Here is a 26,172-nt window from a genome sequence, read left to right on the forward strand (position 1 = left end):
TATGCCCCGGGGACTGATGGTCAGTACACGCCGTTCGTGGTGACTGCGACTGATCCTGAGGGTGCGTCGGCGTCGGTGACGGTCGATCCCGGTGCCGGGATTGTGGCGCCGGTCAATCAGGCTCCGGTTGTCGATGAGTCCAAGGTGGCCGTGGGTGCTCCTGATGCCGAGCACGGTTTGGTGGCTGGCAATGTCACGGATGTGTTCACCGATCCAGAGGGCGGTGATCTGACGTATTCGATCGGTAGTGAGTGGACTGATTCGGGTGAGACGTTCTTCGGGGTGCCGGTGTTTGAGAATGCTGCGACCGGGGAGAAGCTGGCGTTCCGCGGTACCGACGGGATTTTCGTCTATGCCCCGGGGACTGATGGTCAGTACACGCCGTTCGTGGTGACTGCGACTGATCCTGAGGGTGCGTCGGCGTCGGTGACGGTCGATCCCGGTGCCGGGATTGTGCCGACTATCAACTATGAAGTAGATCCGACGATCGAGGGAAACACCCTCACTCTCGTCAGCACGGATGGGGGCGCCCCCATTTCGGTGTCGCTCCCGGGAGACTACGACGATTCGGGATCGTTCTCGGGTCACTTCGGGGAAGACGATAGGTACTACTACGTCACCACCACGGTGTCCGGCGCGAGCGCATTTCATGCCGCCAACTTCTTGTCCGATCAGGACGTTGAGACCCCTGCTGCGGGCACTTGGGTGACGGTTGTCGATCTCCACACTGGCGAGGTCGACCACGTTCATCTGAACGCTCAGCATGGTGACGAGCCCAGAGTTCTCACCTCTCGGAACGGCCAGCACTTTGCGGTGGCCGGAATCCATCCGGGAGGGAGTCAGGCATGGATGGACGGATCGGTCGTCGAGCTCCCTGCAGGCACGAGGGGGGTAAACGCCATTGGTGACAGCGGAAATCTGTACGGGCTTGCGGAGGGTGAACCGGTCACCGGAGTCACCTACGACGGCGATGATCGTCTCATCACTGTAAGCAGCACGCCCTACGCATTCTCGATCGCGGGCCCGGACTCGGACGTCGAGAGGGTGTACGAGGGGGAACTGGCTGGGGTGCTGAGAATCGACCCTGACAGCAACATGACCTATGATTGGCTCGATTACGTGATGCCGGTGGTGATCGGCGATAGCTCTGACGGTCGTGTACTGATTCTTCAGCATCTCAGTGTGTCGGCCGGAAGCGACTCGATAGAGGCGATGAATTCCCGCATTACGCGCATCGTCGTCGGCGCTGATGGCAGTCAGGTGCCGGGGACTGACATCGAACTGTATGACGGGCCGTCTGCCGGCGGCCTTTACGCAGCTGACGAGACCACCTCGATCGCTGCCGCGGTGTTGTCGACTGAGACAGATGGGAACGACGGGATCACCACTTCCACGGTTCGTGTCGTGGACCTGATGTCCGGTGAATACGCCGACTACATCGTCACCGGAGAGGTGACGTCGCTGTCGTTCGACGAGCCCGGGTACGTCACTGCTCATCGTGCGGACAACTCGTCGCAGAATCTGCCGATTCCGACGGCGCCGGAGGTCAACGCCTAACTGACGGCCTCCAGGTAGAAAAAGGTGGGGCGGCTTCGGCCGCCCCACCTTTTTGTGTCACGTCATTCTTCCCCCTCAGCCCAGGCAGCAGCACCCCGAGTTCAGCGTGGGACGCGCAAGTCGGTCAGTTTGGCGTCGGGGTCGACGTCCACGCCGATCCGGTCCCACGGCACCCCGATGGACAGCACCGCGTAGGCGGAGGTGGGGAAGCCGGTGATCTCGGCAGCGCCGTCGAGGGTGAGTGCGGTGCCCGGGAGACCGGGGAAGTGGCCGACCACCAGCACCGTCGATGCGTCGGCGGGGGCATGCGTCCGGATCGCTTCGAGGATGTCCTCGGGCGAGTTTTCGTAGATGTCGTCGGTGAACACGGTCGGGGCGCCGATTCCTGTGCGCTCGAGCGTCTCCCGGGTGCGCTGCGCCGTCGAGCAGATCACGGCGTCGATGTCGAGGCCATGATCTGCGATCCATTGGCCGGCGAGGGCGGCTTGGCGGCGTCCGCGGTCGGCGAGGGGGCGGTCGTGGTCTGCGGCTCCGGCGGGGTACCCGGACTTGCCGTGCCGCAGCAGCACCAGGGTCCGCGGCGCGGTGCTCACGCCGAGCGGGCCTGGCGGACGGAGGTGCCCTGCAGTTCGGCGTTCATCTCGCGCAGCACCCGAGCGGTGTCCCGCCAGGCGGAGGCCTCCTGCATGAAGAAGTCGAAGCGTTCGCTTGTGGCACCGTCGCGGGCTTCCTCAGCGAGTTCGCGCAGCTCGAGGTACTCGTCGTAGCACTGAGTCACGAGGCTGTTGATGCGTTCACCGGCGCAGGCCTGTGCGATCGCGTCGGCCGAGAGCGTCATGAGGCTTTCGAGCTGAGTCCGATACTCCATGCTTTAACGGTAGAGCGTGCCGCCGACAAACCGGGGGAGGCGCACGTGAGTGGTGTCCAGCCCCGGGTGGTGACTTCCCCTGAACCGACTTTGCCGGTTGGCCCCAAATCTGGTGACGGTTTAACAGGTGAATTCGTCGCTCTCGTCGGCCCGACAGCACAAAAATCCTGAGCTGTTCCTGAGAGAAGGTATTGAATGTGACGTACCTCTCACCCGGGTTGAGGCCGGATCAACACCCAGGAGTGACCTCACATGTCGATTCCCAAGAAGCATCGTGCTCGGCTGATCGCTGCGGCTGCTGGTTTCAGCGTCGTGTTCTACGGCGGTCATGGAGTCGCCCAGGCCGAACCGGACGAGCCGACCACATCGATCGTGGACGAGGGTGCCGGTAGCGCCGATCAGGAGAGCGCCGGGGGTACCGGTCTGTCCGGCGATGCGGATGGAACGTCTGATCCGTCGGGCGGCAGCGACGACAGTGCAGTCGGCGCTGACGACGAGGGCGGTGCGGCCGGTGGTTCGGATCCCGGCCAGGCCGGTGTGGGTGGCGATAGCTTTGCCGGGGTCGATGCTGAGGACGAGGACGATCCGTCCGAGCAGAGCGCCGGCGGTGGGCTCGGGACGGTGTTGCCGGATCTGACTGACGGTTCGGGGTCTGCCGGTGAGGGCGGTTCCAGCGGGTCGGGGTCGGGTGAGTCTGCGTTGGATGAGTTGTCGGGTTTGATCGGTGAGTTGACGGCGCCGCCTGCGGGGATTATCACGGCGGATTCTCCGGGTGTGACCTCGACGTCGATCACGCCTGATGGCGGCGAGGCTGTGGACACGTTGGGTGTGGTGCAGACGGTGGGCCTTGCTGAGGAGCCGTCGGGGATTGCCGGGATTTTGCAGGCGATTTTGGGTGGTGCCGGGGGTGAGGGCCTGGTGTTGTTCAATCAGTCTGCGGTGGTGGCGGCGGTGTTGGATCCGCGGCGTCGGTTGGGTGGGCAGTTGTTCGGTGTGCCGGAGGATTTGCGGACGGCGGCGACTCCGGCGGTGGCTGAGCTCAATGCTGGTGATCCGTTGCAGGTGTTGTCGTTGGTGTCGGGTGGTCAGGGGCTGCCGTATATCTTCCAGCAGTTCATTTACGACCCGGTCAACGATATTGGGCAGGCGTGGATCTATTACGCGGCGCCGATCAATCAGGTGATCAACTTCCCGTTCCAGCTGGCACTCGGCCGTGACCTGATCGGCAACGGTGTGAACGGCTACGCCGGTGGTAATACGTCGTTGATCGGGCAGTTCCTGCCCGCCGAGTTGATCGGTGATGCCGGTGACGGCGGCTTCTTGTTCGGTAACGGCGGTGTGGGCGCGGCGGGGCAGGCTGGCGGTATGGCTGGGATGTTCGGTACCGGTGGCGCGGGCGGTGCTGGTGGTGGCGCGGGTGGTACCGGTGGCTGGTTGATGGGTGTGGGTGGTCAGGGTGCGGATGGCACGGCCACCGGCGGTGGTGGTCGTGGCGGTGATGCGGCGGGCTGGATCTTCGGTATCGGCGGTCAGGGCGGTGATGGTTCGGCAGGCGGTGACGGCGGAACCGGTGGTGACACCACGGGTCTGTTCGGGCTCGGGAGCCTGATCGGCGCAGGCGGTAATGGCGGCACCGGTGCGGCCGGCGTCAACGGGGCTGATGGAGCGACGGTGACCGGAGACGGCGTTGACGGCCACGACGGCCTGGACGGCACTGCCGGAGGTGCGGGCGGTGCCGGCGGCAACGGCGGGTGGCTGTTCGGCATCGGCGGCACCGGCGGAGCAGGCGGCCAGGGCGGCTCCGGTGGCGACGGCAGCGACGGCGCCGCCGGTGTGACTCCGGGGCAGGTCGGCGGCAGCGGCGGTTCCGGCGGCACAGGCGGCGATGCCGGTGTCGGCGGTAGCGGCGGGTCCGGCAGTCTTCTTGGCCGATCGGGTAGTGCGGGCTCCAGTTCGAACGCCGGATACGGCGGTAACGGTGGCGCCGGCGGTGCTGGCGCGAACGGTCTTGATGGTGCGATCGCGGGTGCCGACGGCAGTGACGGTGCCGCAGGCGGAACCGGCGGCGACGCAGGCATTGGCGGCCTGAACGCCGACGGCTCGGCCAGCAACTACGACGGAATCGCCGGCGACGGTGGTGCCGGCGGCCACGGCGGCCACGGTCGCGACGGTCTTGACGGTTGGGCTTACGGCGAGAACGGTGGCGCGGGCGGTGACGGCGGTAACGGTGCCGCCGGCGGTGCAGCTGGTGTCGGTGCCGGTGGCACTGACGGCACTGACGGCCGCGGCGGCAACGGTGGTGCCGGTGGTGCCGGTGCTGACGGCCGAAATGGTGACCACGGGTATCCCGCGGGGGTCGCAGGCGAAGACGGCGGTGCCGGCGGCAACGGTGGCGACGGTGGCAACGCCGGTGTGGGCGGTGGCACGGCGGGCGCGGACGGCTCGGCTGGTTCCGGTGGCGCCGGCGGTGTCGGCGGCAACGGTGGCGACGGTGCTGCCGGGTGGGCCTACGGCGAAGACGGTGGTGCTGGCGGTAATGGCGGCACCGGTGGTGCCGGTGGTGTGGCTGGTGTCGGTGCCGGTGGCACTGATGGCGTTGATGGCCGCGGCGGCAACGGTGGATCGGGTGGTGCCGGTGCTGACGGCCGAAATGGTGACCACGGGTATCCCGCGGGTGCCGCAGGCGAAGACGGCGGTGCCGGCGGCAACGGTGGCGACGGTGGCAACGCCGGTGTGGGCGGTGGCACGGAGGGCGCGGACGGCACGGCTGGTTCCGGTGGCGCCGGTGGTGTCGGCGGCAATGGCGGCGACGGTGCTGCCGGGTGGGCTTACGGCGAAGATGGCGGTGCTGGCGGTAATGGCGGCACCGGTGGGGTCGGTGGTCTGGCTGGTGTCGGTGCCGGTGGCACCGATGGTGCTGACGGCGACGGCGGCAACGGTGGATCCGGTGGCGCGGGCGCGGACGGCGCCGATGGCGTTGACGGCTGGGCCTGGGGCGAAGCCGGTGCCGCCGGCGGCGACGGCGGCAGCGGCGGCGCGGGTGGTAACGCCGGCTTGGCCGGTGGAGCGTCGGGTAACGCCGGTAATGCCGGCTACGGCGGAGACGGTGGTCGCGGCGGTGACGGCGGCGACGGCGCCATCGGTGGCAGCAACGTCGATGGTGGTACCGGCGGCGCCGGTGGTAGCGGTGGCAACGCGGGTGCCGGCGGCCTGAACGGCGATGGAACTCCTAGCGATCTCAACGGCACCGCGGGCGCGGGCGGTAACGGCGGAGTCGGCGGAGCGGGTGCGGCCGGCGTTGCCGGAACCCCGACGTCGATCGACGGTGGTGCCGGCGGCGACGGTGGTACCGGCGGTGCTGCCGGGGTCGGCGGGCTGAACGTCGACGGATCCAGCGGTGCCAACGGTCTTGGTGGCGATGGCGGTAGCGGTGGTGCCGGCGGCGTTGGCTACAGCGGTGGCGGCACGACTGTCGCTGGGAGCGGTGGCACAGGAGGTACCGGTGGCAACGGCGGCGCCGGGGTTGGAGGAGTTGGCGGCGGCAACGGCGGGGCCGGCGGTGTTGGCGGCGCCGGCGGTGACGGTGGCGGCGTGAGCGACTGGGTGGTGCCCCAGTCCGGTGGAACCGGTGGAACCGGGGGAACCGGTGGGTACGGCACCGACGGCGGTGCGCACGGTGCGGGTGGCTCTGGTGGGAGCGGTGGTGACGGATACGAATTCGAGGTTCTGAATGGCACTGTGTCCGGCGACTCCGGAGTGGTCGGTGGCCAGGGTGGCGCCGGTGGCTCCGGTAGTGCAGGTACCGCCGCCGCGCCCGGGCTCGGTGGCGGTGGCGGCGGTGGCGGTGGCGGCGCCGCACTCATTGTCGGGAGCGGCGGTGCGGTCGACGGAACTGCGACCGGTGGGGCCGGTGGCCAGGGTGGTGATGCCTCAGACACCGAAACAGGCGGGCATGGAGGTACCGGCGGTGGCGCAGGGATCATCGTGGGAGTGGGGAGCACGGTCAACGGAGACGCAACCGGTGGTGCGGGTGGAGATTCGACCGGCACCGGCACCGGCGGCAACGGCGGCGGCGCCGGATTGGCGGCGGTCAATGGCGGCACAGTCACGACGGCCGGTGCTGCCGGCGGCGACGGCGGTGAGGGAAGCGCTGGCGGTGTAGGTGGCAACGGCGGCGTCGCTGAAGTAATTGCCGATGGTGCGGGCGCGAGTGCTGACGGCACCGCGACAGGTGGCGCGGGCGGTGACGCCGTTGGTGCGGGAAGTGCCGGCGGGGCCGGTGGTGATGCGTGGCTGCAGACATCGGGTGCAAACTCCAGCGCGGCCGGCACTGCGACCGGTGGCGACGGTGGTGACGGTTCCAACGGTGGTACCGGTGGCGATGGTGGCTACGGCCTGGTGATGGCTGTCAATGCTGATTCGTCGTCGTCGGGGACGGCCACCGGTGGCGATGGTGGTGACGCGGATGCTGCTGGCGCCACGGGAGGCGACGGCGGTACGGCCCAGGTCACTGGATTGAACGGCGTGACGACGGGTGGTTCGGCTACCGGAGGTGACGGCGGAAACGGGCTCGGAGGTGACGGTGGCGCCGGCGGTCAGGGCTGGGTCGGCGTGTACGACTACGGCACCCCATCGGGCAGCACCGTCGACGATGCCTCCGCGCAGGGTGGCAATGGCGGTCACGGTGGTCTGAACGACGGTCCTACGCGCGGCGGTGACGGCGGTGCCGGCGGACAGGCGCTGATCGGCGCTGACGGTGGTGGTTCCGCATCGGGGACTGCTCTCGGTGGGGCCGGTGGCGTCGGCGGCAACGCGTCGGGGAGCGATGCAGGTGGCGACGGTGGCAAAGGTGGCAATGGCGAGATCTTTGCTTCCGGTCAGGGGGTTGCCGGAACGACGGCAGGTGGCTCGGCCACCGGTGGCGACGGCGGAGATGCGGTCGGCACCGGCACCGGAGGTGACGGTGCCCGGGGTCGCGTCCTCAGCCAGGCCGGAGGCAGCGCGACCGCTACCGGCGCCGGAGCTGTCGGCGGTGACGGCGGCCGGGGCGAGGATGGCGGTACCGGTGGGGCGGGTGCCGAAGGCCAGGTTCACGCGGGCGGGGTCGGCAGTGAAGCCGCGGGTACCGCGGCCGGCGGCGCGGGAGGTGATGCCACAGGTTCAGGAAGTATCGGCGGCTCCGGCGGTCGTGGTGACGTCGATGCGTCCGCAGCGGGAAGTAGCGCGACCGGCGCTGCCCAGGGTGGCACCGGCGGAGCAGGAACCAACGGCGGCCAGGGCGGAGTCGGCGGCTTCGGCGAGGTCTGGGCCAGCGGCGTCAACAGCACGGCCACGAGCGGTGTCGACGACGATGGCGAGATAGTGCCGTCGGTCGGCGGCGATGGTGGCAACGCCGATGGTGCAGGGAGCGTCGGCGGCAACGGCGGCGCTGGCCGCGTCTGGAGTAGCAGCGAGACCGCGTCGGCGACGGGCGTGGGAACCGGCGGAAACGGCGGTAATGCGACCAACGGTGGCACCGGCGGCAACGGCGCCAACGGCGGTGTGTTCACCTTTGCCGCCGACAGTGCAGCCACCGGTGTCGGTTTCGGCGGCAATGGCGGCAGCGCGAACGGTGCGGCCAGTGTCGGCGGCAACGGCTCAGGTGGATCGGTCCAGGTGGGCTACAGCGGGGGCGGCGCCAACGGTGTGGCCGACGGTGTAGCGGTCGGTGGAGACGGAGGGGACGCGCTCAGTGCCGGAAGCCGGGGTGGAGCCGGCGGGCTAGGCTCGATTCTCGTCGGTGGCGATGCCTATGCCGGTAGCAGTGGTCCGATTCCGACGACCCATGGGCAGGCATCAGGAGAAGCCCGGGGTGGCCGCGGTGGCGACGGAAACAACGGTGGTACGGGTGGTGCCGGGTCGACAGGCCAGATCTATGCCGGTGGCACTTATACAACGGCGACCGGAAAAGCGACCGGCGGCAACGGAGGTCTGGGCGACGGAGACGGGCAAGTCGGCGGTCGCGGCAACAGTGGTGTCGTGGCGACGAACAGACTGTCCTCACCGGGCAGTTCGGCTGATGGCACGGCCACCGGCGGAAAAGGCGGTGTCAACGGTGCCACGGCGGATCCGAGCCTCGGGGAGGGCCTTGGCGGTCAGGGGTCGGTGAACGTCGGTCCTGGCGGAGGGAACATCTACGGTGGCATAGCCACCGGCAGTGATGCTGCCGGGGCGATCAACGGGCAGCAGGGCACGGTCCAGGCCACCGGAGGTACCGTCACGGATAGTTCTGCGATCGCCGGAACCAGCACTGACACTGCGGTGGGCGGTGGTGCAAGAGTGGAGGCAAAGACCGGTGGCACGGTCACCGACAGCCATGCACAAGGTGGAGGCGCCGGTGAAGGCGTGAACGGCGGTACCGGCGGCGCCGGGGGAAGCGCGTCGATCACCGCGTCTGCGGGTGTCGACATCGACGACTCCTCTGCGAGAGGCGGTACCGGTGGCACGGGTACCGGGAGTGGCGCCACCGGCGGAGTCGGCGGCAACGCCTCGCTCACATCGTCGGGCACCGCGATTGGCGGCAATGGCGGCAATGCCTTGGTTCAGGGTTCCGGCGGTGGTCTGGCCGATGACGCGACTGCCACCGGTGGTGCCGGTGGCGCGGGTATCAGCGGCACCGGCGGTAACGGCGGCAACGCTCAGGCCGTCGCCAGCCAACCCGGCAGCGAGGTGAAGGGCGCCGCAACCGGCGGCGCCGGCGGAACGGGAGTCAACGGCGGCCGGGGCGGTAACGGAGGGTTCAGTGAACTGCAGGCCAGTGGGGTTTCCAGCGTGGCGGACGGAACTGCGACCGGCGGTACCGGCGGCATCGCCACCGGTGTCGGCAGCGTCGGTGGTAACGCCGGTGCCGGCCTGATCCGCGCGTACCAGGAAGGTGCTGAAGCAGCGGGCATCGGGCAGGGCGGCCACGGCGGCGCTGCCACCGACGGAGGACGAGGTGGCAATGGCGCCGAGGGCGGGCTCTTTGCCCAGATGAAGGGCAGCACAGCAACGGGTACCGGAATCGGCGGCAACGGCGGCACCGCAGACGGTGCCGGCAGCGTCGGCGGCAACGGCAACGGTGCGGCAGTGCAAGTCGGGTATCAGGGTGGTGGGATCAATGGAACGGCTTCCGGAACCGCGACCGGCGGCAGCGGAGGGTCAGCGACCTCCGGCGGCACGGGCGGCGACGGCGGATACGGAGTAATCCTCGTCGGAACGAACGACGCTGCTGTCGACATCAACGACGGAGGAGAAGCCGGCGGAATCGCCACTGGCGGCAACGGCGGCTCTGGCAGTAATGGCGGCAGGGGCGGCAACGGAGGTCTCGGTCAGGTCTACAGCGCAGGCAGCGACTCGCTCGCACAGGGGGAAGGGCTGGGTGGCGACGGCGGTACCGGTGACGGGCTGGATGCTGGCGGGGCGGCCGTGAAGGGTGGCAATGGTTCTGCCGGCACGGTTCATGCCTGGGGTAAGAACAGCACGGCGGTGGGAGAAGCGCTCGGCGGCAACGGTGGAGCAGGTCAGGGTGGTGTCAACGGTAATGCCGGCGGCGAAGCCAAGATCCGAGCCCATCAGGACAACGATGTGATCGACGACGTCTTCGCCTCGGCCAGTAATGGCGCAACCGGTGCCAGTGGACGTTCCTCGACGATCTATACCAATGGTGGGCAGATCCGCGACAGTGAAGCGATCGCGGGAGAAAGCACGGCCACCAAGGTAGGCGGTAGTGGGAAGATCGAAGCCAACAACGGAGCCGTCGTGTCCGAGGCGATCGTCATAGGCGGATCTGCCGGTGCAGGGCTGAACGCCGGGAATGGTGGTAACGCCAGTCTGACGGCAGACGGAGCAGGCACCGACGTCGAGGGCGTTCGGCTCGAGGGCGGTAACGGTGGTGCCGGCGACGGTGTCGGTTCCACAGCCGGCAATGGCGGTGCGTCGACGCTGAACGCCATGTCGGGGGCGTCCGTCAGCGAAGCGACGGTCCGCGGCGGAGCCGGCGGTGCAAGCAATGCCGGCGGTAAGGGTGCTAATGGCGGCGCCGCCACCCTGACCGCAGATGGTGCAGGTGCGGTAGTCGCCGACGTCACCGCGGACGGCGGATCCGGAGGTTCGGGCACCGGTGTCCATCCCACCTCGAGTGCATTCTCGCAGGGTGGGGTCGGAGGTGCTGCCGCCCTCAATGCCACCGGGCCGGGTGCCAGCATCGTGAGCACCGGTGCAGCCGGCGGCGCGGGTGGAAACGGGGTCGCCACGGCCGCTTCCCATGGAAGGGGTGGCAACGGTGGCGCCGCGACGGTCAGTTCGACGGGGGTGTCCACTCCGGTGGACGTATCGGACGCCACCGGCGGAGCCGGAGGAACCGGCACCGGCAACGGCAATACCACCGGGGCGATGGGTGGACAGTCAGTGACGGTGAACGGGCCTGCCAGCGGCGAGCACCCGGTGGGGCTGAACGGAATCAACAGGCCCTGACCGATCGGGTAACAGCAACCCGGCGAGGCAATAGCCAAGCGCGAGTGCGCGTGGGGCAGTCGTGACAAGCGACTGCCCCACGCGCATTTGCAACGCTGCAGGTGTCGCGGAGCGCCTGGAATGTCCGGAAAACCTCAGAACTGAATAAGAGACGCCTAGGGTGTGACTTACATCTCATCCGCCTGGGGTGGGGTTGCGTGTCCACGCTAGGGGTGTTTTGAGATGTCGACACCGCGTAAGCATCGTGCCCGCCTGATCGCAGCGGCTGCGGGTTTCAGTGTCGTGTTCTACGGCGGTCATGGGGTGGCGCAGGCCGAGCCGGACGGTACGACCACGTCGATTGTGGACGACAGTTCCAGTGGTGCCGGGGAGGCCGGTGGCGGTGACACCGGTGTGCCTGCGGATCTGGGTGGTGGCTCTGACGAGGCGGGTGCCGGTGACGGCAGCGCCGCGGGCGATGGTCCTGGCGTCGGCACTTCCGATTTCAGCGGCGACTCGGATACCGATGGTGGCGCCGCGTCTGATGGTTCGGGTGCCGACCAGGCCGGTGCGGGCGACAACGCTGTCATGGGGGTCGATGGCCAGGACGAGGAGCCGTCCGCTTCGGCGGTCGGGGGTGACGTGGAGTCGGTTCTGCCGGCTCTACCGGGCGATCTGGCCGACGACTCGGAGTCTGCCGGCGGGGGCGGGGCTGGCGCGGCGGGACCGGGTGAGTCTGCGTTAGATGAGTTGTCCGGTCTGATCGGTGAGTTGACGGCGCCGCCTGCGGGGATTATCACGGCGGATTCTCCGGGTGTGACCTCGACGTCGATCACGCCTGATGGCGGCGAGGCTGTGGACACGTTGGGTGTGGTGCAGACGGTGGGCCTTGCTGAGGAGCCGTCGGGTATCGCCGGGATTTTGCAGGCGATTCTGGGTGGCGCCGGGGGCGAGGGGCTGGTGTTGTTCAATCAGGCGGCGGTGGTGGCGGCGGTGCTCGATCCGCGGCGTCGTCTGGGTGGGCAGTTGTTCGGTGCTCCGGAAGATCTGCGTACAGCGGCGGCCCCGGCGGTGGCTGAGCTCAATACCGGTGACCCATTGCAGGTGCTGACCCTGGTGTCCGGTGGTCAGGGGCTGCCGTACATCTTCCAGCAGTTCATCTACGACCCGATCAACGACATCGGGCAGGCGTGGATCTATTACGCGGCGCCGATCAATCAGGTGATCAATATCCCGTTCCGGCTGGCGTTGGGACGGGATCTGATCGGCAATGGTGAGCACGAATACACCAGCGGGAATACGTCGTTGATCGGGCAGTTCTTGCCGGCGGCCTTGATCGGCGATGCCGGTGACGGTGGTTTGTTGTTCGGCAATGGCGGCAGGGGGGCTGCGGGTCAGGCCGGTGGTATGGCCGGGATGTTCGGCACCGGTGGTGACGGGGGCGCCGGTGGCGGTGCGGGTGGTACCGGCGGCTGGTTGATGGGCATCGGGGGTCAGGGTGCGGATGGCACTGACACGGAGGGTGGCGGTCGCGGCGGCGATGCGGCGGGCTGGATCTTCGGTATCGGTGGTCAGGGCGGTAGCGGTTCGGCGGGCGGTGACGGTGGTCGCGGTGGTGACACCACGGGTCTGTTCGGGCTCGGGAGCCTGATCGGCGCCGGCGGGACCGGTGGTGCGGGTATGGCCGGTGTCGACGGGGCTGATGGAGCGACGGTGAACGGAGACGGCGTCAATGGGCTGGCCGGGCAGAACGGAACCGCTGGTGGGCGCGGTGGTGCCGGTGGCAACGGCGGCTTGCTGTTCGGCGTCGGCGGTAACGGAGGTGCCGGCGGTCAAGGTGGTGCCGGTGGTCGTGGCAGTGACGGCAGCGACGGAATCGCTCCCGGTGCCGACGGCGGCAATGGCGGTGCCGGTGGTATGGGAGGTGCCTCGGGGATCGGCGGCGATGCGGGTGCAGGCGGGCTGTTCGGTGGCGCGGGCACAGCCGGTGCGAGCTGGAACTCCGGTGCCGGCGGTGATGGCGGCGCCGGTGGCCGGGGAGCGGCCGGCGCCACGGGAACGCTGGGGTCGCCGACCGGCAGTCAAGGAGGCACCGGCGGTTCCGGCGGTGCGGCGGGTGCCGGTGGACTGAACGCCGGCGGCGACCGCGGACCGAACGGGACCGGCGGAACGGGCGGCGCGGGTGGAGCCGGCGGAGTCGGATTCAGTGGCGGTGTGACGCCGACTGCCGGCAATGGCGGAAGGGGCGGTGACGGCGGGAACGGCGGTGCCGGAATCAACGGCGTCGACGGTGGTGTCGGCGGAACAGGTGGCGCCGGGGGAGGAGGCGGTGATGGCCTGGTGGACAACTACTTGAATTCGCAGGCCGGTGGCGCGGGGGGTGTCGGTGGCGCCGGGGGCTTCGGTATCGACGGGGGTGCACATGGGGACGGCGGCGACGGAGGCGGCGGTGGTGCCGGCAGCGTGGGGGAGGGGCCGGGAGTAGATGACGCTGTGGCCTTAGGTGGCCGGGGCGGGATCGGTGGATCTGGAGGCGGTGCTACTACAGCCGGGCCTGGCCATGGCGGCGGTGGTGGCGGCGGCGGTGGTGGCGCGTCGATCGCCGGAGTTGCTTCCGGGACGGTGGCGGGGACCGTGACCGGCGGTGCGGGCGGAATCGGTGGTGACGGCTCAGATACAGCGGTCGGCGGCCAGGGAGGCACTGGCGGTCGCGCATCCTCCGTCGCTATCGGTAGTGCCGCGCAAACCTCCGGTTCTGTGACCGGGGGTCGGGGTGGTGACGCTGTCGGTACCGGCAATGGTGGCGACGGTGGCGCAGCCGGACTCGTAGCTTCCACTAACTTCCCGGGTGACTTCACCGTGTCGGCCACGGGAGACGGACTGGTCGGGGGTGCCGGTGGCACCGGGACAGACGGTGGTGCCGGTGGGGACGGCGGCTCAGTGAGTGTTAATGGGTTTGTCGAGACGTCCGCCGCCGCGATCGGTGGTGCAGGCGGTGACGCCGTGGGAAGCGGCAGCGTCGGGGGCGATGGCGGAAATGGCACACTCTGGATCTCCAGTTCGGCCAGTACGGGCGGCAAGTTGGCTGACATCGTCCTTCATGGCGGTGCCGGCGGTGGGGGGCTCAACGGTGGCGCAGGTGGCAATGGCGGAGACGCTTCGATCTCCGCGTCTGCCGGCAACCAGATACAGGACAAGACCGCGACCGGTGGGCGCGGTGGTGACGGCGACGGTGCCGGCGCTACCGGTGGTGACGGCGGGGACGCCGAAGCTACCGCGGCCGGGAGCGCGACCGGCGGGGATGGTGGCAATGCCTCGGTGCTGGTCACCGACGGGGCACAAGCTGACGGCTCGACTGCAGCCGGTGGTGCCGGTGGTCAGGGAACGAGTGGGGCCGGTGGAAACGGTGGTGATGCAACTCTGGTGGCCGACGGCACAGGTACCGAAGTGAGTCAGTCACTTGTGCGGGGTGGGGCCGGAGGCACCGGCTATGGTGTCGACTCCGCCGGGGGCGACGGAGGCTCTGCAAGCCTCGCGGCCACGGCGGGGATCGCGGTCGACCGCGCGGATATCTGGGGCGGTCGAGGCGGCGCAGGTAATGGTGGCGGCCAGGGCGGCGATGGCGGTGACGGAGCCCTCGTCGCCGAAGGCGCAGGTGCCGTGGTGGACAGTGTCAATGCCGGCGGAGGTGTCGGTGGAGCGGCCGACGGCACCGGTTCTCGCGGAGGTGACGGTGCGGACGCGACCGTCCAGGCGATCGACGGTGCGCGTGTGACGGGGAGTGTGACGCAGGTGTTCGCGGGTGACGGTGGTTCTGCCGACGCCGGCGGAACCGGCGGAAACGGGGGTGCCGCGAACCTTCTCCTCGCTGGGGCGACTGCAGACACGACTGCCCTCGTCGGGGGCCAGGGCGGGACGGCCGCCGGTACCGATTCCCGCGGCGGCATCGGCGGCGAGGTGACTGTCCAGGCAACGGACGGGGCATTCGTCGAGCGAGGGTTCTCAACCGGGGGTGACGGGGGATCGGGCAGTTCCGGTGGTCGAGGTGGAGGCGGTGGTGCCGCCACCGTGAACGTCTCGGGAGCTGAGTCGACTGCTGCGACCGCCGACGCACGCGGGGGTGACGGCGGAGCCGGGATCGGGGCCGGAACAGAAACGTATTCGGCCGGAGGATCCGGTGGAGTCGCGGTGATCGATGTGAACGGACCGGGAGCACAAGCTGCGCAGGTACTGGCTCGCGGTGGTGGAGGTGGCGATGGCGTCGCCGTATCTGACGTTCACGGAGCGGGCGGTGACGGTGGTGCAGCGACGGTGACGTCCACCGGCCCGGAATCTTCGGTCCTGCTGTCGGACGCGACTGGGGGCCGCGGCGGCATTGGAACAGGCTCTGGTGACGCCATTCCAGAAATGCATGGCGAGGCAGCGACACTGCTCGGCCCCGCGCTCGCTGAAGATGTACTCGGAGAGGACGGGGAGAACCGTCCCTAAAGGGAGGTGCAGGACCGGCGCCGCGCTGTTCACGGTTCGGCGCACGATGACCACAACCCTCGTCGGGCGCGTCCGGCGTACCTAGGGTCCTGAACATGACGACCTCAGAACTGATCGACATCCCCGCCGCGACCGCCGACACCCCGCTCAACGCGATCGCCGCGGCCACCGCGGACGCCGTGGGCAAGAACCCGACGAACGCCGTCGCCGTGTTCGCCGCGGACGGTCTCGCGACCGACGGTGTCGCGTCGGAGATCTCGGCCCGAAAGTTCAGTGTGACCGTCGACGAGCCGGCCACGCTCGGCGGTGCCGACACCGCGCCGAACCCGGTGGAGTACTACCTGGTGGGACTGCTGTCGTGCCAGGTGGTCACCTACCGGTTCTGGGCGCAGCGGCTGGGCATCGTCGTGGACTCGATCAAACTTCACGCTGAAGGCGATCTCGACGTCCGCGGCTTCTTCGGGCTCGACGACGAGGTGCGCCCGGGTTTCACACAGGTGCGCGTGGTGGTGGACGTTCAGGGGCCGGAGACCGCCGACCGCTACGTCGAGTTGCAGCGGGTGGTCGAAGCGCACTGCCCGGTCCTGGATCTCACGGTGAATCCGACGCCGGTGACCAGTGAACTGCGGATCAATCAGGACTGACCTGAACCGTCAGTAGATGGTGACGCCTGCGGACTGCGCGTGCAGCGCGCGGATCTCGTCCAGGAGTTCGGGTGCGGGACCAGCGACGATCAGACTCGGCGCCACCGCATTGATCGGCAACGGGGCCACGGGGGCGTCCGGCAACTCCCACTCGCGGCACCACTGCAGCAGGTGGATCGAGCTGGCGGCGTAGACGATGCGACCCAGCCCCACCCAGGCGTGCGCGGCCGCGCACATCGGGCAGTGTTCGTTGGAGGTGTAGACCATGGCCGCCAGCCGTTGCTCGGGTGTCAGGTTCTCGGCCGCCCAGCGGGCGATCGCGAACTCCGGGTGGCGGGTGTTGTCTCCGCCGGAGACGTGGTTGAAGTCCTCGAACAGGGTGTCGCCGTCGAGCACCAGCAGTGAGCCGAACGGTTCGTCGCCCACCTCCACCGCATGCCGGGCCAGAGTCACGCACCGTCGCAGATACGGGAGATCTTCGGGCGCGGGGTCACGGAGGATCACGAGTCGACCGTATCGCGGTGGCGGCGGCGGTGGTCTCGACTTCGCTCGACCGGCACGACACGCTCGACCGGCACGACACGCTCGACCGGCACGACACGCTCGACCGGCACGACATCGCTCAACCGGATGAGGAGAGGCGGGTAGGGCAGCGGCGGCCGGGTGCGGCCGATAGCCTGAAGAGGATGCATACCTGGGTACCGGCACTCCTTGCCGTGGCAGCGGCAGCGCTGATCGCGACGGGCACCGTGCTGCGCCAGCGGGCCTCCGGGCAGACCGGAGCCATCACCAAGGGATGGTGGCTGGGCGCGGCGGTCGCGATCATCGGATTCAGCTTTCAGGCGTGGGCCCTGGGCCTCGGTTCCATTCTGCTGGTGCAGCCGCTCGTGGTGCTGGCGGTGCTGTTCGCGTTGCCGCTGGAAGCGAAGATCGACAAGCGCAGACCCACGCGTTCGGACTGGGGCTGGGGCGGTGTCCTGGTCGGCTCCGTGGTGCTGTTCCTGGTGATCGCCCGCCCGGTGCCCAGTGACCGTCGTGCGGCACCGGTCCTGATGGCCATCACCGTCACCGTGCTGATCATCGCGCTCATCGCGCTGGTGGTATTCGCCGAACGCTGCCGCAACGCGCACTACCGGTCCCTGCTCTACGGCATCGCCGCCGGTGCCCTGTTCGGTGTGGCCGCGCTGCTCATCAAATCCGTGGCGCTGCACTTCATCGACGATCCGATGAAGTTCATGCAGCACCCCGACATCTACCTGCTGGCCATCGTGCTGGTACTGGCGGTGGTCGCGCAGCAGAGATCCTTCGGCGCGGGCGACATCCAGACGTCGTTCCCGGCCATGAACGTCATCGAACCGGCCGTCTCGATGGGGCTGGCGGTGATCCTGCTCGGGGAGAACCTGCGCGTCGGGATCGGCACCTCGATCTTCCTCGCACTGATCCTTCTGCTGGCCGCGATCGCGGTCGTGAAGCTGGCCCAGCACTCCGCCATTCGCGGAGATGCGAAACCGCGCGACGAGGTCGATCGTCGCGCGGCAGCGTCGCCTCTACAGGCCGGGTAGGTCAGCCTTCGGCGATGACGCTCTTGACGCCGGCAGCCCACTCGGTGGCGGCGGCGGTCGGCTTGATCGTCGACGACGCATCGTGCCGGTGGTGCTCGCCCACCTGCGTGGCGCCCAGCTTGGCCAGCATCTCCGCCATGATCTCGCCGCCGCGGTTGAAGGTGTCGTCGTAGACGCTGTCGCCCATGCCGAAGACGGCGAAGCGCATGCCCGACAGATCCGGCTTCACATCGTCGAGTTCGTCGGCGAACGGCAGTGCGCCCGACGGCAGCTCGCCCTCGCCGTAGGTGGAGCAGACGACCACCAGGAAGTCCTCGGGATCGAGGTCCTCGGCCGCGAACTCGCTCATGTCGTAGATCGACGGATCGAAGTCAGACGCCAGCACGTCGGCGATCGCATCGGCCACGAGCTCCGCGGTGCCGGTCTCTGTGCCGTAAAGAATGACTGCAGCCATGATCGGTGACTCTCCTACCTCGTGGAATGACGAAAATACGGTAGCGTAACCGTTTCGGTTAAGTCGAATCTCCAACAGGGACTTTGTCCCCATAACGCCTGGTAGCGGACGCCCTGAGATGTTGCGCACCCAGGCGAAACGGTGGAGCGTTAGCCGCTAGGCGTGTGATGCACGTCTCGGGGTGCCGGGAGGCGGGATCACGCTTTGACCACGGTTTCGTCAGGTGATTGACGAGATCGCATCGCTGTGGTGCGCTTGCTTGCGCCCACCGAGTGGGGGGCGTTCTTTCGAAGTAGAGGAGGCCCTCCGTGGACTGGGCAAATATGTGGAACGTGCTCTGGTACACCATCGTGATCTTCGCGTTCATCGCGTACCTGATCGTGCTGTTCATGGTCCTGACCGACCTGTTCCGCGATCACACGCTGTCGGTGTGGTGGAAGGTCGTGTGGATCATCTTCCTGGTGATATTCCCGTACCTCACCGCGTTCGCGTACATCGTCTTCCGGGGGCGCGGCATGGCAGAGCGCTCGCAGGCCGCGCAGGTCGCCGCCAACCAGCAGGCGCGCGAGTACATCCGCGAAGCCGCCGGGACGGCGACAGCGGCCGATCAAATCGCGACCGCCAAGTCGCTGCTCGACGCCGGCACCATCACGCAGACCGAGTTCGAGGCGATCAAGGCCAAGGCTCTCGCCTGATCTGTCGTTTCGACGGCCGGGACGCCCGGCGACTCCGTGCGAGTCGCCGGGCGTTCTGCATCTCCGGAGGGCACCGCGCGTCCCTCCTGTCGGTGACGCCGCCCGTCTACAGTGAACGTCAGCGTAGAAGGAAGGGCGACTCATGGCGACGCGCGTCGACAGCTGGATCTGGGGTGTTCGGCTGACCAAGACGCGATCGGCTGCCGGGGCCGCCTGCCGCGGCGGACACGTGCAGGTCAACGGCGTCACCGCGAAGCCGGCGACCACCGTCGGCATCGGCGACGAGGTGCGCGTGCGGATCCACGGGCGCGAACGGATCTTCGAGGTGGTCAAGCTCATCAGCAAACGGACCTCCGCCCCGGCGGCCGCCGAGTGCTACATCGACCGCAGCCCGCCCCCGCCGCCGCGCGAGGTGCTGGCGAGCATTCCGCGCCGCGACCCCGGGGCGGGGCGACCCACCAAACGGGAACGCCGGCAGATCGACCGCCTCCGCGGCGGGACCATGTTGGTCCTGGCGACGGCCGCCGCGCTGGTCCTCGGCGCGTGCGGCGACGGTGCCGACGACCAGGCGGACACCACTGCCACACCGAAGGCCGGGACGGGGCCGTCGTTCGAGCGGTGCGGCGGCCTCACGCTCGAGGACGTCGCCTCGGCCACCACGTTCCAGGGGCTGCAGCTGTTCATCGACAACCCGTCTGTCTGCGAATGGCGGGCCGGTTCCCAGCGCGCCGGGCCGGTGGTGTCGTTCAACTGGTACCGCGGCTCGCCCATCGGCCGCGAACGCGGACACGAGCAGCTGACCCGGGAGAACCCCACCGAAGACATCGAGATCTCCGGATACCCGGGATTCATCGCCAAGCACGAACCCATCTGCGAGGTCGGTGTGCAGTTCGAGAACGACTTCATCGAGATCTCCATCGCCGATCGGCAGACCCTGGGTGCGCAGACCGTGTCCATGACCACCCTCTGCAACGCGGCCAAGGACCTGGCCGCCGCGTCGATCGAGCGTGCCTCGTGAGTCGGGCGGTGCGCCGGCGCGCGGCGGCGGCCGCGGCGGCGGTGGCGGTGCTCCTCGGTGCGACGGCCTGCACCATGACCACCGACGGCACCGCCAAACGAGTGGGCGCCGAAGGCGGGCAGACGGGCAACGTCGACACCAGCCAGTTCGAGGGGCTGCTCACCGAATGCCAGATCCTGACCGAACGCCAGATCGCCGAGGCCGTCGGCGGCACGTTCGCCGACCGCGCCTTCAACGGCGCCATCTGCCGCTGGGTGGTCGGCGGCGGGACGATCATCGACGTCACGCTCGCCTGGTACGAGTGGGGCGACTTCAACCTGGAGAAGCGGACGGCCCAGCGCCTCGGCTTCACCACCGAGAACATTCAGGTGCACAGCCTGGCCGCGTTCACCCAGCGCGATCCGGCGCGGCCGGGCGTGTGCGGCGTGACGGGCAAGTCACCGGGCCGCGGCACCATCACGTGGTGGGTGGAGCCGCACTCGGCGCCGCCCGGCGACCCGTGCCAGGGCGCGATCAAGCTGATGGAGATGGTGCTCGACCGCGCCGGCTGACCTCGTGCGGGCCGGCTGCGGCGAGGCCGGCGGGTGCCGGCGTCAGGGGATCGGGAACACCGAGACCGTCGCCGCGGCCACCAGGTCGTCATCGGACGGAATCATCATCCACACGAACAGGCAGTCGTCGATGCGCTTGCGGCGCAGGGTGATCGGCATGCCCGGGGTGATGGGGCGCAGGTACTCGATCACCAGCCGGTGCGGGCCGTCGATCAGATCCTGGTGGTCGACCAGCTCGTCCTCGATGGCCTCCAGGTAGGCGGCGTTGTTCAGGTGCTTGAACGGATCGAAGTCGGTCGAGCGCAGGATGTGCTCGCGGTCGGGAAGCTCCACCTCTTCGGGGGCCGGTGCCTGCTCGGGATTCATCGACCGCCAGCGCAGCCGGTGCTCGTCGTTCATCTGCGAGAGCATGTCGAACGCAAGATCGGTGATGCGCGAGGGCATCCCCTGCTCGTTGACGTTGATCCAGAACGCTTCGGTCTCGATGTGACCGTTGGGGCGGGGCTCGGGGTTGAAGCGGTTGGTCTTGCCGTCGGCGGTCAGCCGGACGCGCATATTGGTCCAGCGGGTCGACAGCGCCCCGCACCAGCGTTCGGCGTGGAAGTCCGACGGCCAGGTGATCGGCTCGAGGACGTCGATCACGGTCCGCCGCACGATCCAGAACGGATCGGAGTCCCGGAAGTCGGTCGCTTCGATGTTGTCGTTGGCGACGTCCTGCAGGTACCGGGCGAGGGCATCGAGCCGCACGCGCATCTCCTGGTCGACGTCGCCGGTGCGCACCCGGTAGTCCCCTTCGAAGAACCGCGCACCCTCCTTGCGGTCGCCGAGCGGTGAGTACTCGGGCGGCGCCGATGAGGTCGGCTTGCTCGGGGGCATTGGTGGACCTTTCCCTGGGTGGCCGGAAAACCGTTGGTTACGATACTCTCAGGTAGAAAACTAGAACACGTTCTTACACAGTTGGAGTCGAGGAACCGGTCATGGCCCATGTGATCACCAGGCCCTGTTGTAACGATGCCAGTTGCGTCGAGGTATGTCCGGTGAACTGCATTCACCCGACGCCCGACGAACCCGAGTTCCTCACGGCCGAGATGCTGTACATCGATCCGGAGACCTGCATCGACTGCGGCGCCTGTATCGATGAATGTCCCGTCAGCGCGATCCTCCCGGACGATCAGCTCGAACTCAAAGACGAGCCGTATCTGCAGATCAACGCCGACTACTACAAGGACCACGACGTCGACGGCGGCTTCGTCAGTCCGCCGAAGCAACCCAAACTGCCCGCCGACAAGACGCTGGACGTGGCCATCGTCGGCGCCGGTCCGGCCGCTTTCTACGCCGCAGGCGAGCTGGCCAAGCGCGGGCAGATCCGCGTCCACATGTTCGACCGGCTCCCCACCCCCTACGGGCTGGTGCGCGCCGGCGTCGCCCCCGACCACGCCAAGACGAAGGGGGTGGAGGGCACCTTCGCGAGCACCGAGCGCAAGGCGAACTTCACCTATCACCTCAACGTCGACGTCGGCACCCACATCACGCACGACGAGCTGTCGTCGCGGTACGGCGCCATCCTCTACGCGGTGGGCGCCCCGCACGACCGGCGGCTCAACATCCCCGGTGAGGAACTGGCCGGCTCGTTCGCGGCCACCGAGTTCGTCGCCTGGTACAACGGCCACCCCGCCTACACCGACCACACCTTCGACCTGAGCGGCGAGCGTGCGGTGGTGATCGGCAACGGCAACGTCGCCCTCGACGTGGCCCGCATCCTCCTCGAGGACGACGACGTGCTGGGGACCACCGACATCGCCGACCACGCCCTGGCGGCGCTGAGGGAGTCGTCGATCCGCGAGGTGGTGGTACTGGGTCGGCGCGGCATCGAGCACGCCGCCTTCACCAACTCCGAGTTCCTGTCGCTGGGCGACCTGGACGGCATCGACGTCGTCATCGAACCGGAGGAACTCGCCCTGTCCGAGGCGGCGCAGAGCGCGCTCGACGACGACACCCTCGACTCCACCGTCGCCACCAAGATCCGGCTTGCGCGGGAGTTCTCCGAACGCCCGCGCACCGAGGGCAACAAGCGGATCGTCTTCCGTTTCCTGGCCTCGCCGCTGGAGATGGAGGGCGACGGCGCCGTGCAGCGCGTGCACTGCATGCGCAACGAGTACGCCCCCAGCGGTGCGGCCAGCCCCACCTCGGAGACCTTCGAGGTGGACGCGTCGGTGGTGGTGCGGTCGGTGGGCTACCGCGGTCAGCCGATCCCCGGCTTGCCGTTCGACCGCGACCGCAACGTGGTCCCCAACACCGACGCCCGCGTCACCGACGGCCCCGACGGCCCGGTGCTGCCGGGCCTGTACGTGGCCGGATGGATCCGGCGCGGCCCCACCGGCGGCATCGGACGCAACCGGCTGTGCGGCGAGCAGGCCGCGGCCGCGATCATCGCAGACTTCGCAGGCGACGCTCTGGCCGAACCGGAGCTGTCCGCCGACGACGTCGCCGACCTGGTGACCTCGCGCGGTGCCGAGCGCGTCGGCCTGGACGGGTGGAAGCGGATCGATGCCGAGGAGCGAGCCGCAGGGAAGGCAACGGGCCGCCGTAGAGTGAAGCTCGTGACTGTCGACGAACTCGTAGCAACAGCGCGGCGCACCGAGCCCGACGAGGCCGTTGGATGACCCCGGAACCGCCACTGCGGATCGCGCTTCTGTCGTACCGCAGCAAACCCCATTGCGGGGGCCAGGGCGTCTACGTCCGGCATCTCTCGCGCGAACTCGCGCTCCTAGGCCACACCGTCGAGGTGTTCTCCGGGCAGCCGTACCCGGAGCTCGACCAGGCCGCCCTCGACGCCGGTGTGACGCTCACCGAGGTGCCCAGCCTGGACCTCTACGGCGAGCCCGATCCGTTCCGCACGCCGCGGCCGGGGGAGTACCGCGACTGGCTCGACGTCCTGGAAGTGTCCATGATGTGGACCGCCGCTTTCGGGGAGCCGCTCACTTTCAGCCTGCGCGCGGCGCGGCTGCTGAAGGACCGGCGCGACGATTTCGACGTGGTGCACGACAACCAGTGCCTCGGTTACGGCCTGCTGTCGGTGAAGCGGCAGGGCTACCCGATGGTGGCCACCATCCATCACCCGATCACCCGGGACCGGTCGCTGGCCGTGCGAGCGGCCAAGGGCCTCAAGAAGATCACCGCCTGGCGGTGGCATTCGTTCCTGGCCATGCAGGGGCGGGTCGCGCGCCGGATCCCGTCGCTGCTGACGGTGTCCAAGACCAGCGAGGACGACATCCGCGACGCCTTCGGTGTCCGCGAGGGCCGGCTGGCGACCATCCCGCTCGGTGTGGACGTCGACCTGTTCGCCCCGCGCGGGGAACGGATCCCCGGCTCCATCGTGTGCGTCGCCAGCGCCGATGCGCCACTGAAGGGCGTGGCCTACCTGCTGGAGGCTTTCGCCAAGGTGGCCGCGGACCATCCCGTGACGCTGACGCTGGTCTCCAAGCTCGACCCCAACGGGCCGTCGGCCCGGCTGATCGAGAAGCTGTCCATCGGCGACAAGGTCTCCGTGGTCTCCGGGATCGACGACGACCAGCTCGCCGCTCTGCTGGCCAGCGCCGAGATCGCTTGTGTCCCTTCGCTGTACGAGGGCTTCTCGCTGCCTGCTGTGGAAGCGATGAGCTGCGGGACCCCGCTGGTCGCCTCCCGGGCGGGGGCCATCCCCGAGGTGGTCGGCGACGCCGCCCTGCTCGTGGAGCCGCGGGATGCCGAGGGACTTGCCGCTGCGATCCGTTCCCTGCTCGACGACCCCGACCGCGCCGCCCGGCTGGGCGATGCGGGCCGTCGCCGCGTGACCGAGAACTACAGCTGGGCTGCGGTGGCCGCCGCGACCGTCGAGCGCTACCGTGCCGCCATCGCCCAGCAGTCTCCGTCCCTCTCGCCCGTTGAGCCGGGCGGGGAAGCGACCAGTTCGCTCGTTGAGCCGGGCGGGGAAGCGACCAGTTCGCTCGTTGAGCCGGGCGACGAAGGAGCCCGTGTCGAAACGAATGCGGACACGACCCCCCGCGACGACCACAAGGAGAATGCCGCATGCTGACCGTGGACTTCGATCGCCTCGGCGTGGGACCGGGCGTGCGCGCCATCGACATCGGCGCCGGACAGGGACGTCACTCATACGAGATGCTGCGCCGCGGCGCCGAGGTGACCGCCTTCGATCAGAGCGAAAAGGACATGGCAGACGTCGCCGAGATGTTCGGCGCGCTGCAGGTGGCCGGCGAGGCCCCTGAGTACGCCGTCGGCACCACGGAAGTCGGTGACGCGCTTCGCCTTCCGTACGACGACGAGAGCTTCGACGTCGTACTGATGTCGGAGATCCTCGAGCACATCCCGAACGACGAGGCCGCGATCGCCGAGATGGTGCGGATCCTGAAGCCGGGCGGGCTGGCCGCGGTGACGGTGCCCCGCTACTGGCCGGAGAAGATCTGCTGGGCGCTCTCGGACGAGTACCACGAGGTGGAGGGCGGACACGTCCGGATCTACCGTGCCTCCGATCTCGCCGGGAAGCTCGAGGCCGCTGGCCTCGAGGTGACCGGCTCCGATCACGCGCACGCGCTGCACTCCCCGTTCTGGTGGCTCAAGTGCGCGGTCGGCGTCGAGAACGAGAAGAACCCCCTGGTCCGCGGCTACCACAAGATGCTGGTGTGGGACATGATGAGCCAGCCGTGGGTCACCCGGGTGGGCGAACAGCTACTCAATCCTGTCGTCGGCAAGTCCGTCGCGCTGTACCTGCAGAAGCCCGCGGGATGACTGCGTCCCCGGCTGAGCGGACCTCCCCTGTGGGCGAGCGCGGTCGGGAGGCCGTCCGCTATCCGCACGTTCCCGGTGTGCTGGCATCCGTCCAGATCCATGCGACCGGTGCGGCGATCGCACGCATGCAGGAGCAGTCCGGCGCGCTGCCGTGGTTCCCCGGTGGTCAGACCGACCCGTGGGACCACATCGAATCGGCGATGGCGCTCAGCGCCACCGGCTTTCACGCCGAAGCCGAGGCCGCCTACGAATGGTCCTGGCGCACGCAGCGCGAGGACGGGTCGTGGCCGATCAAGACGGTCGTCGGCACCGTCGCCGACCGTGGCATCGACTCCAACTTCTGCGCCTACATCGCCGTCGGCGTGTGGCACCACTTCCTGATCACCGGCGACGGCGCCTTCCTGGAACGCATGTGGCCGACGGTGTGGTCGGCGATCAACCTGGTCTGCAAGTTCCAGCGCGCCGACGGTGCCTTCCGCTGGGGAGCCGACCACGTCACGCACGACATGTTCGACGAGGCCCTGGTGACCGGCAACGCCAGCATCCACCAGGCGCTCGATTGCGCCGTGCGGATCGCCGATGAGATCGGCCGTCCCGAACCCGACTGGGAGACCGCGCTCGCCGACCTCGCGGAGGCCTTCCGGTCGCGCCCCGAGGTCTTCGAGCCGCCGAGCGACCACTCGATGGACTGGTACTACCCGGTCCTGGGCGGTGCGATCCGTGGCCGCCGGGGCGAGGAGATGATCGCCGAACGCTGGGACGAGTTCGTCGTCGACGGTCTCGGCATCCGCTGCGTCGACCACCGTCCGTGGGTGACTGGTGCCGAAACCAGCGAGCTGGCCCTGGCTCTGGAAGCCCTGGGCGACACCGAGGCCGCCATCGGACTGATCGCCTCCATCCAGCACCTGCGCGACCCGGACGGGTCCTACTGGACCGGCCTGGTCTACGACGACGGCAAGCGCTGGCCGGTGGAGAAGAGCTGCTGGACCTCCGCTGCGGTGGTGCTGGCCGCCGACGCCATCAGCCGAGCCACTCCCGGCAACGGCATCTTCCGCGACGTCCGCTCACCGTAGGGGTC

General features: G+C 68.8%; 17 protein-coding genes. 12 read left to right on the forward strand and 5 right to left on the reverse strand.

The genetic code is table 11. The features are described from left to right. A partial coding sequence (locus ABD732_RS03580; RefSeq protein WP_344780672.1) for a hypothetical protein occupies window positions 1–1,557 on the forward strand: 1,557 nt, incomplete at its 5' end. Window positions 1,558–1,658: 101 nt separating this feature from the next. Here ABD732_RS03580 and ABD732_RS03585 read toward each other — a convergent pair. After that, window positions 1,659–2,150: a SixA phosphatase family protein gene (locus ABD732_RS03585; RefSeq protein ID WP_344780673.1), complete on the reverse strand. Its 492-nt coding sequence runs from the start codon at window positions 2,148–2,150 to the stop codon at window positions 1,659–1,661. Further along, window positions 2,147–2,425, reverse strand: a complete 279-nt coding sequence (locus ABD732_RS03590) for a hypothetical protein (RefSeq protein WP_344780674.1) — start codon at window positions 2,423–2,425, stop codon at window positions 2,147–2,149. Before ABD732_RS03590 ends, ABD732_RS03585 begins: the two co-directional genes overlap by 4 nt. A 252-nt stretch (window positions 2,426–2,677) precedes the next feature. On the opposite strand from ABD732_RS03590, the gene ABD732_RS03595 reads away from it, so the two are divergent. From ABD732_RS03595 to ABD732_RS03605, 3 genes are all read left to right on the forward strand, one after another. Beyond that, on the forward strand, window positions 2,678–10,918 hold the full coding sequence (locus ABD732_RS03595; protein WP_344780675.1) for a beta strand repeat-containing protein: 8,241 nt from the start codon (window positions 2,678–2,680) through the stop codon (window positions 10,916–10,918). Window positions 10,919–11,140: 222 nt separating this feature from the next. Further along, window positions 11,141–15,385 (forward strand): PE family protein, encoded by a 4,245-nt coding sequence (locus ABD732_RS03600; protein WP_344780676.1) that lies wholly within the window; start codon window positions 11,141–11,143, stop codon window positions 15,383–15,385. Window positions 15,386–15,480: 95 nt separating this feature from the next. After that, entirely contained in the window at window positions 15,481–16,029 is a 549-nt protein-coding gene (locus ABD732_RS03605; RefSeq protein ID WP_344780677.1) for an OsmC family protein, read from the forward strand. A gap of 9 nt (window positions 16,030–16,038) precedes the next feature. On the opposite strand, the gene ABD732_RS03610 is transcribed toward ABD732_RS03605, so the two are convergent. Next, a complete protein-coding gene (locus ABD732_RS03610) occupies window positions 16,039–16,533 on the reverse strand; it encodes a nucleoside deaminase (RefSeq protein ID WP_344780678.1) in 495 nt (164 codons plus the stop codon). A gap of 17 nt (window positions 16,534–16,550) precedes the next feature. Here ABD732_RS03610 and ABD732_RS03615 point away from each other — a divergent pair, with 17 nt between their 5' ends. Then, on the forward strand, window positions 16,551–17,591 hold the full coding sequence (locus ABD732_RS03615; protein ID WP_344780680.1) for a DMT family transporter: 1,041 nt from the start codon (window positions 16,551–16,553) through the stop codon (window positions 17,589–17,591). 1 nt (window position 17,592) lies between these two features. Here the strand turns inward: ABD732_RS03615 and ABD732_RS03620 are convergent, their stop codons facing one another. After that, window positions 17,593–18,045, reverse strand: coding sequence for a flavodoxin domain-containing protein (locus tag ABD732_RS03620; RefSeq protein WP_344780682.1), 453 nt, complete (start codon window positions 18,043–18,045; stop codon window positions 17,593–17,595). 308 nt (window positions 18,046–18,353) lie between these two features. Here ABD732_RS03620 and ABD732_RS03625 point away from each other — a divergent pair, with 308 nt between their 5' ends. The 3 genes from ABD732_RS03625 (at window position 18,354) to ABD732_RS03635 (ending at window position 20,309) form a co-directional block, all read left to right on the forward strand. Further along, entirely contained in the window at window positions 18,354–18,740 is a 387-nt protein-coding gene (locus tag ABD732_RS03625) for an SHOCT domain-containing protein (RefSeq protein ID WP_344780684.1), read from the forward strand. Between the two features lie 142 nt (window positions 18,741–18,882). Continuing rightward, window positions 18,883–19,758, forward strand: a complete 876-nt coding sequence (locus tag ABD732_RS03630; protein WP_344780686.1) for a DUF3558 family protein — start codon at window positions 18,883–18,885, stop codon at window positions 19,756–19,758. After that, window positions 19,755–20,309 carry a DUF3558 domain-containing protein gene (locus ABD732_RS03635; protein WP_344780688.1) on the forward strand — a complete coding sequence of 185 codons (555 nt, stop codon included), beginning with the start codon at window positions 19,755–19,757 and terminating at the stop codon, window positions 20,307–20,309. The genes ABD732_RS03630 and ABD732_RS03635 overlap by 4 nt, the downstream gene beginning before the upstream one ends. A 42-nt stretch (window positions 20,310–20,351) precedes the next feature. On the opposite strand, the gene ABD732_RS03640 is transcribed toward ABD732_RS03635, so the two are convergent. Continuing rightward, window positions 20,352–21,185: an acyl-[acyl-carrier-protein] thioesterase gene (locus ABD732_RS03640; protein WP_344780690.1), complete on the reverse strand. Its 834-nt coding sequence runs from the start codon at window positions 21,183–21,185 to the stop codon at window positions 20,352–20,354. 101 nt (window positions 21,186–21,286) lie between these two features. Here ABD732_RS03640 and ABD732_RS03645 point away from each other — a divergent pair, with 101 nt between their 5' ends. The 4 genes from ABD732_RS03645 to ABD732_RS03660 are packed head-to-tail and all read left to right on the forward strand — an operon-like array spanning window position 21,287 to window position 26,167. Continuing rightward, window positions 21,287–22,972: an FAD-dependent oxidoreductase gene (locus ABD732_RS03645; RefSeq protein WP_344780692.1), complete on the forward strand. Its 1,686-nt coding sequence runs from the start codon at window positions 21,287–21,289 to the stop codon at window positions 22,970–22,972. Window positions 22,973–22,986: 14 nt separating this feature from the next. Then, window positions 22,987–24,384 carry a glycosyltransferase family 4 protein gene (locus ABD732_RS03650; protein ID WP_344781262.1) on the forward strand — a complete coding sequence of 466 codons (1,398 nt, stop codon included), beginning with the start codon at window positions 22,987–22,989 and terminating at the stop codon, window positions 24,382–24,384. Continuing rightward, the gene (locus tag ABD732_RS03655) at window positions 24,378–25,094 is read left to right on the forward strand and encodes a class I SAM-dependent methyltransferase (RefSeq protein ID WP_344780694.1); all 717 of its coding nucleotides are present in this window, start codon (window positions 24,378–24,380) and stop codon (window positions 25,092–25,094) included. Before ABD732_RS03650 ends, ABD732_RS03655 begins: the two co-directional genes overlap by 7 nt. Continuing rightward, window positions 25,091–26,167 (forward strand): glycoside hydrolase family 15 protein, encoded by a 1,077-nt coding sequence (locus ABD732_RS03660; RefSeq protein ID WP_425552973.1) that lies wholly within the window; start codon window positions 25,091–25,093, stop codon window positions 26,165–26,167. Before ABD732_RS03655 ends, ABD732_RS03660 begins: the two co-directional genes overlap by 4 nt. Window positions 26,168–26,172 lie beyond the last annotated feature (5 nt).

It is taken from the genome of Gordonia caeni, from assembly GCF_039537105.1.
In the GTDB taxonomy this organism is placed as follows: domain Bacteria; phylum Actinomycetota; class Actinomycetes; order Mycobacteriales; family Mycobacteriaceae; genus Gordonia; species Gordonia caeni.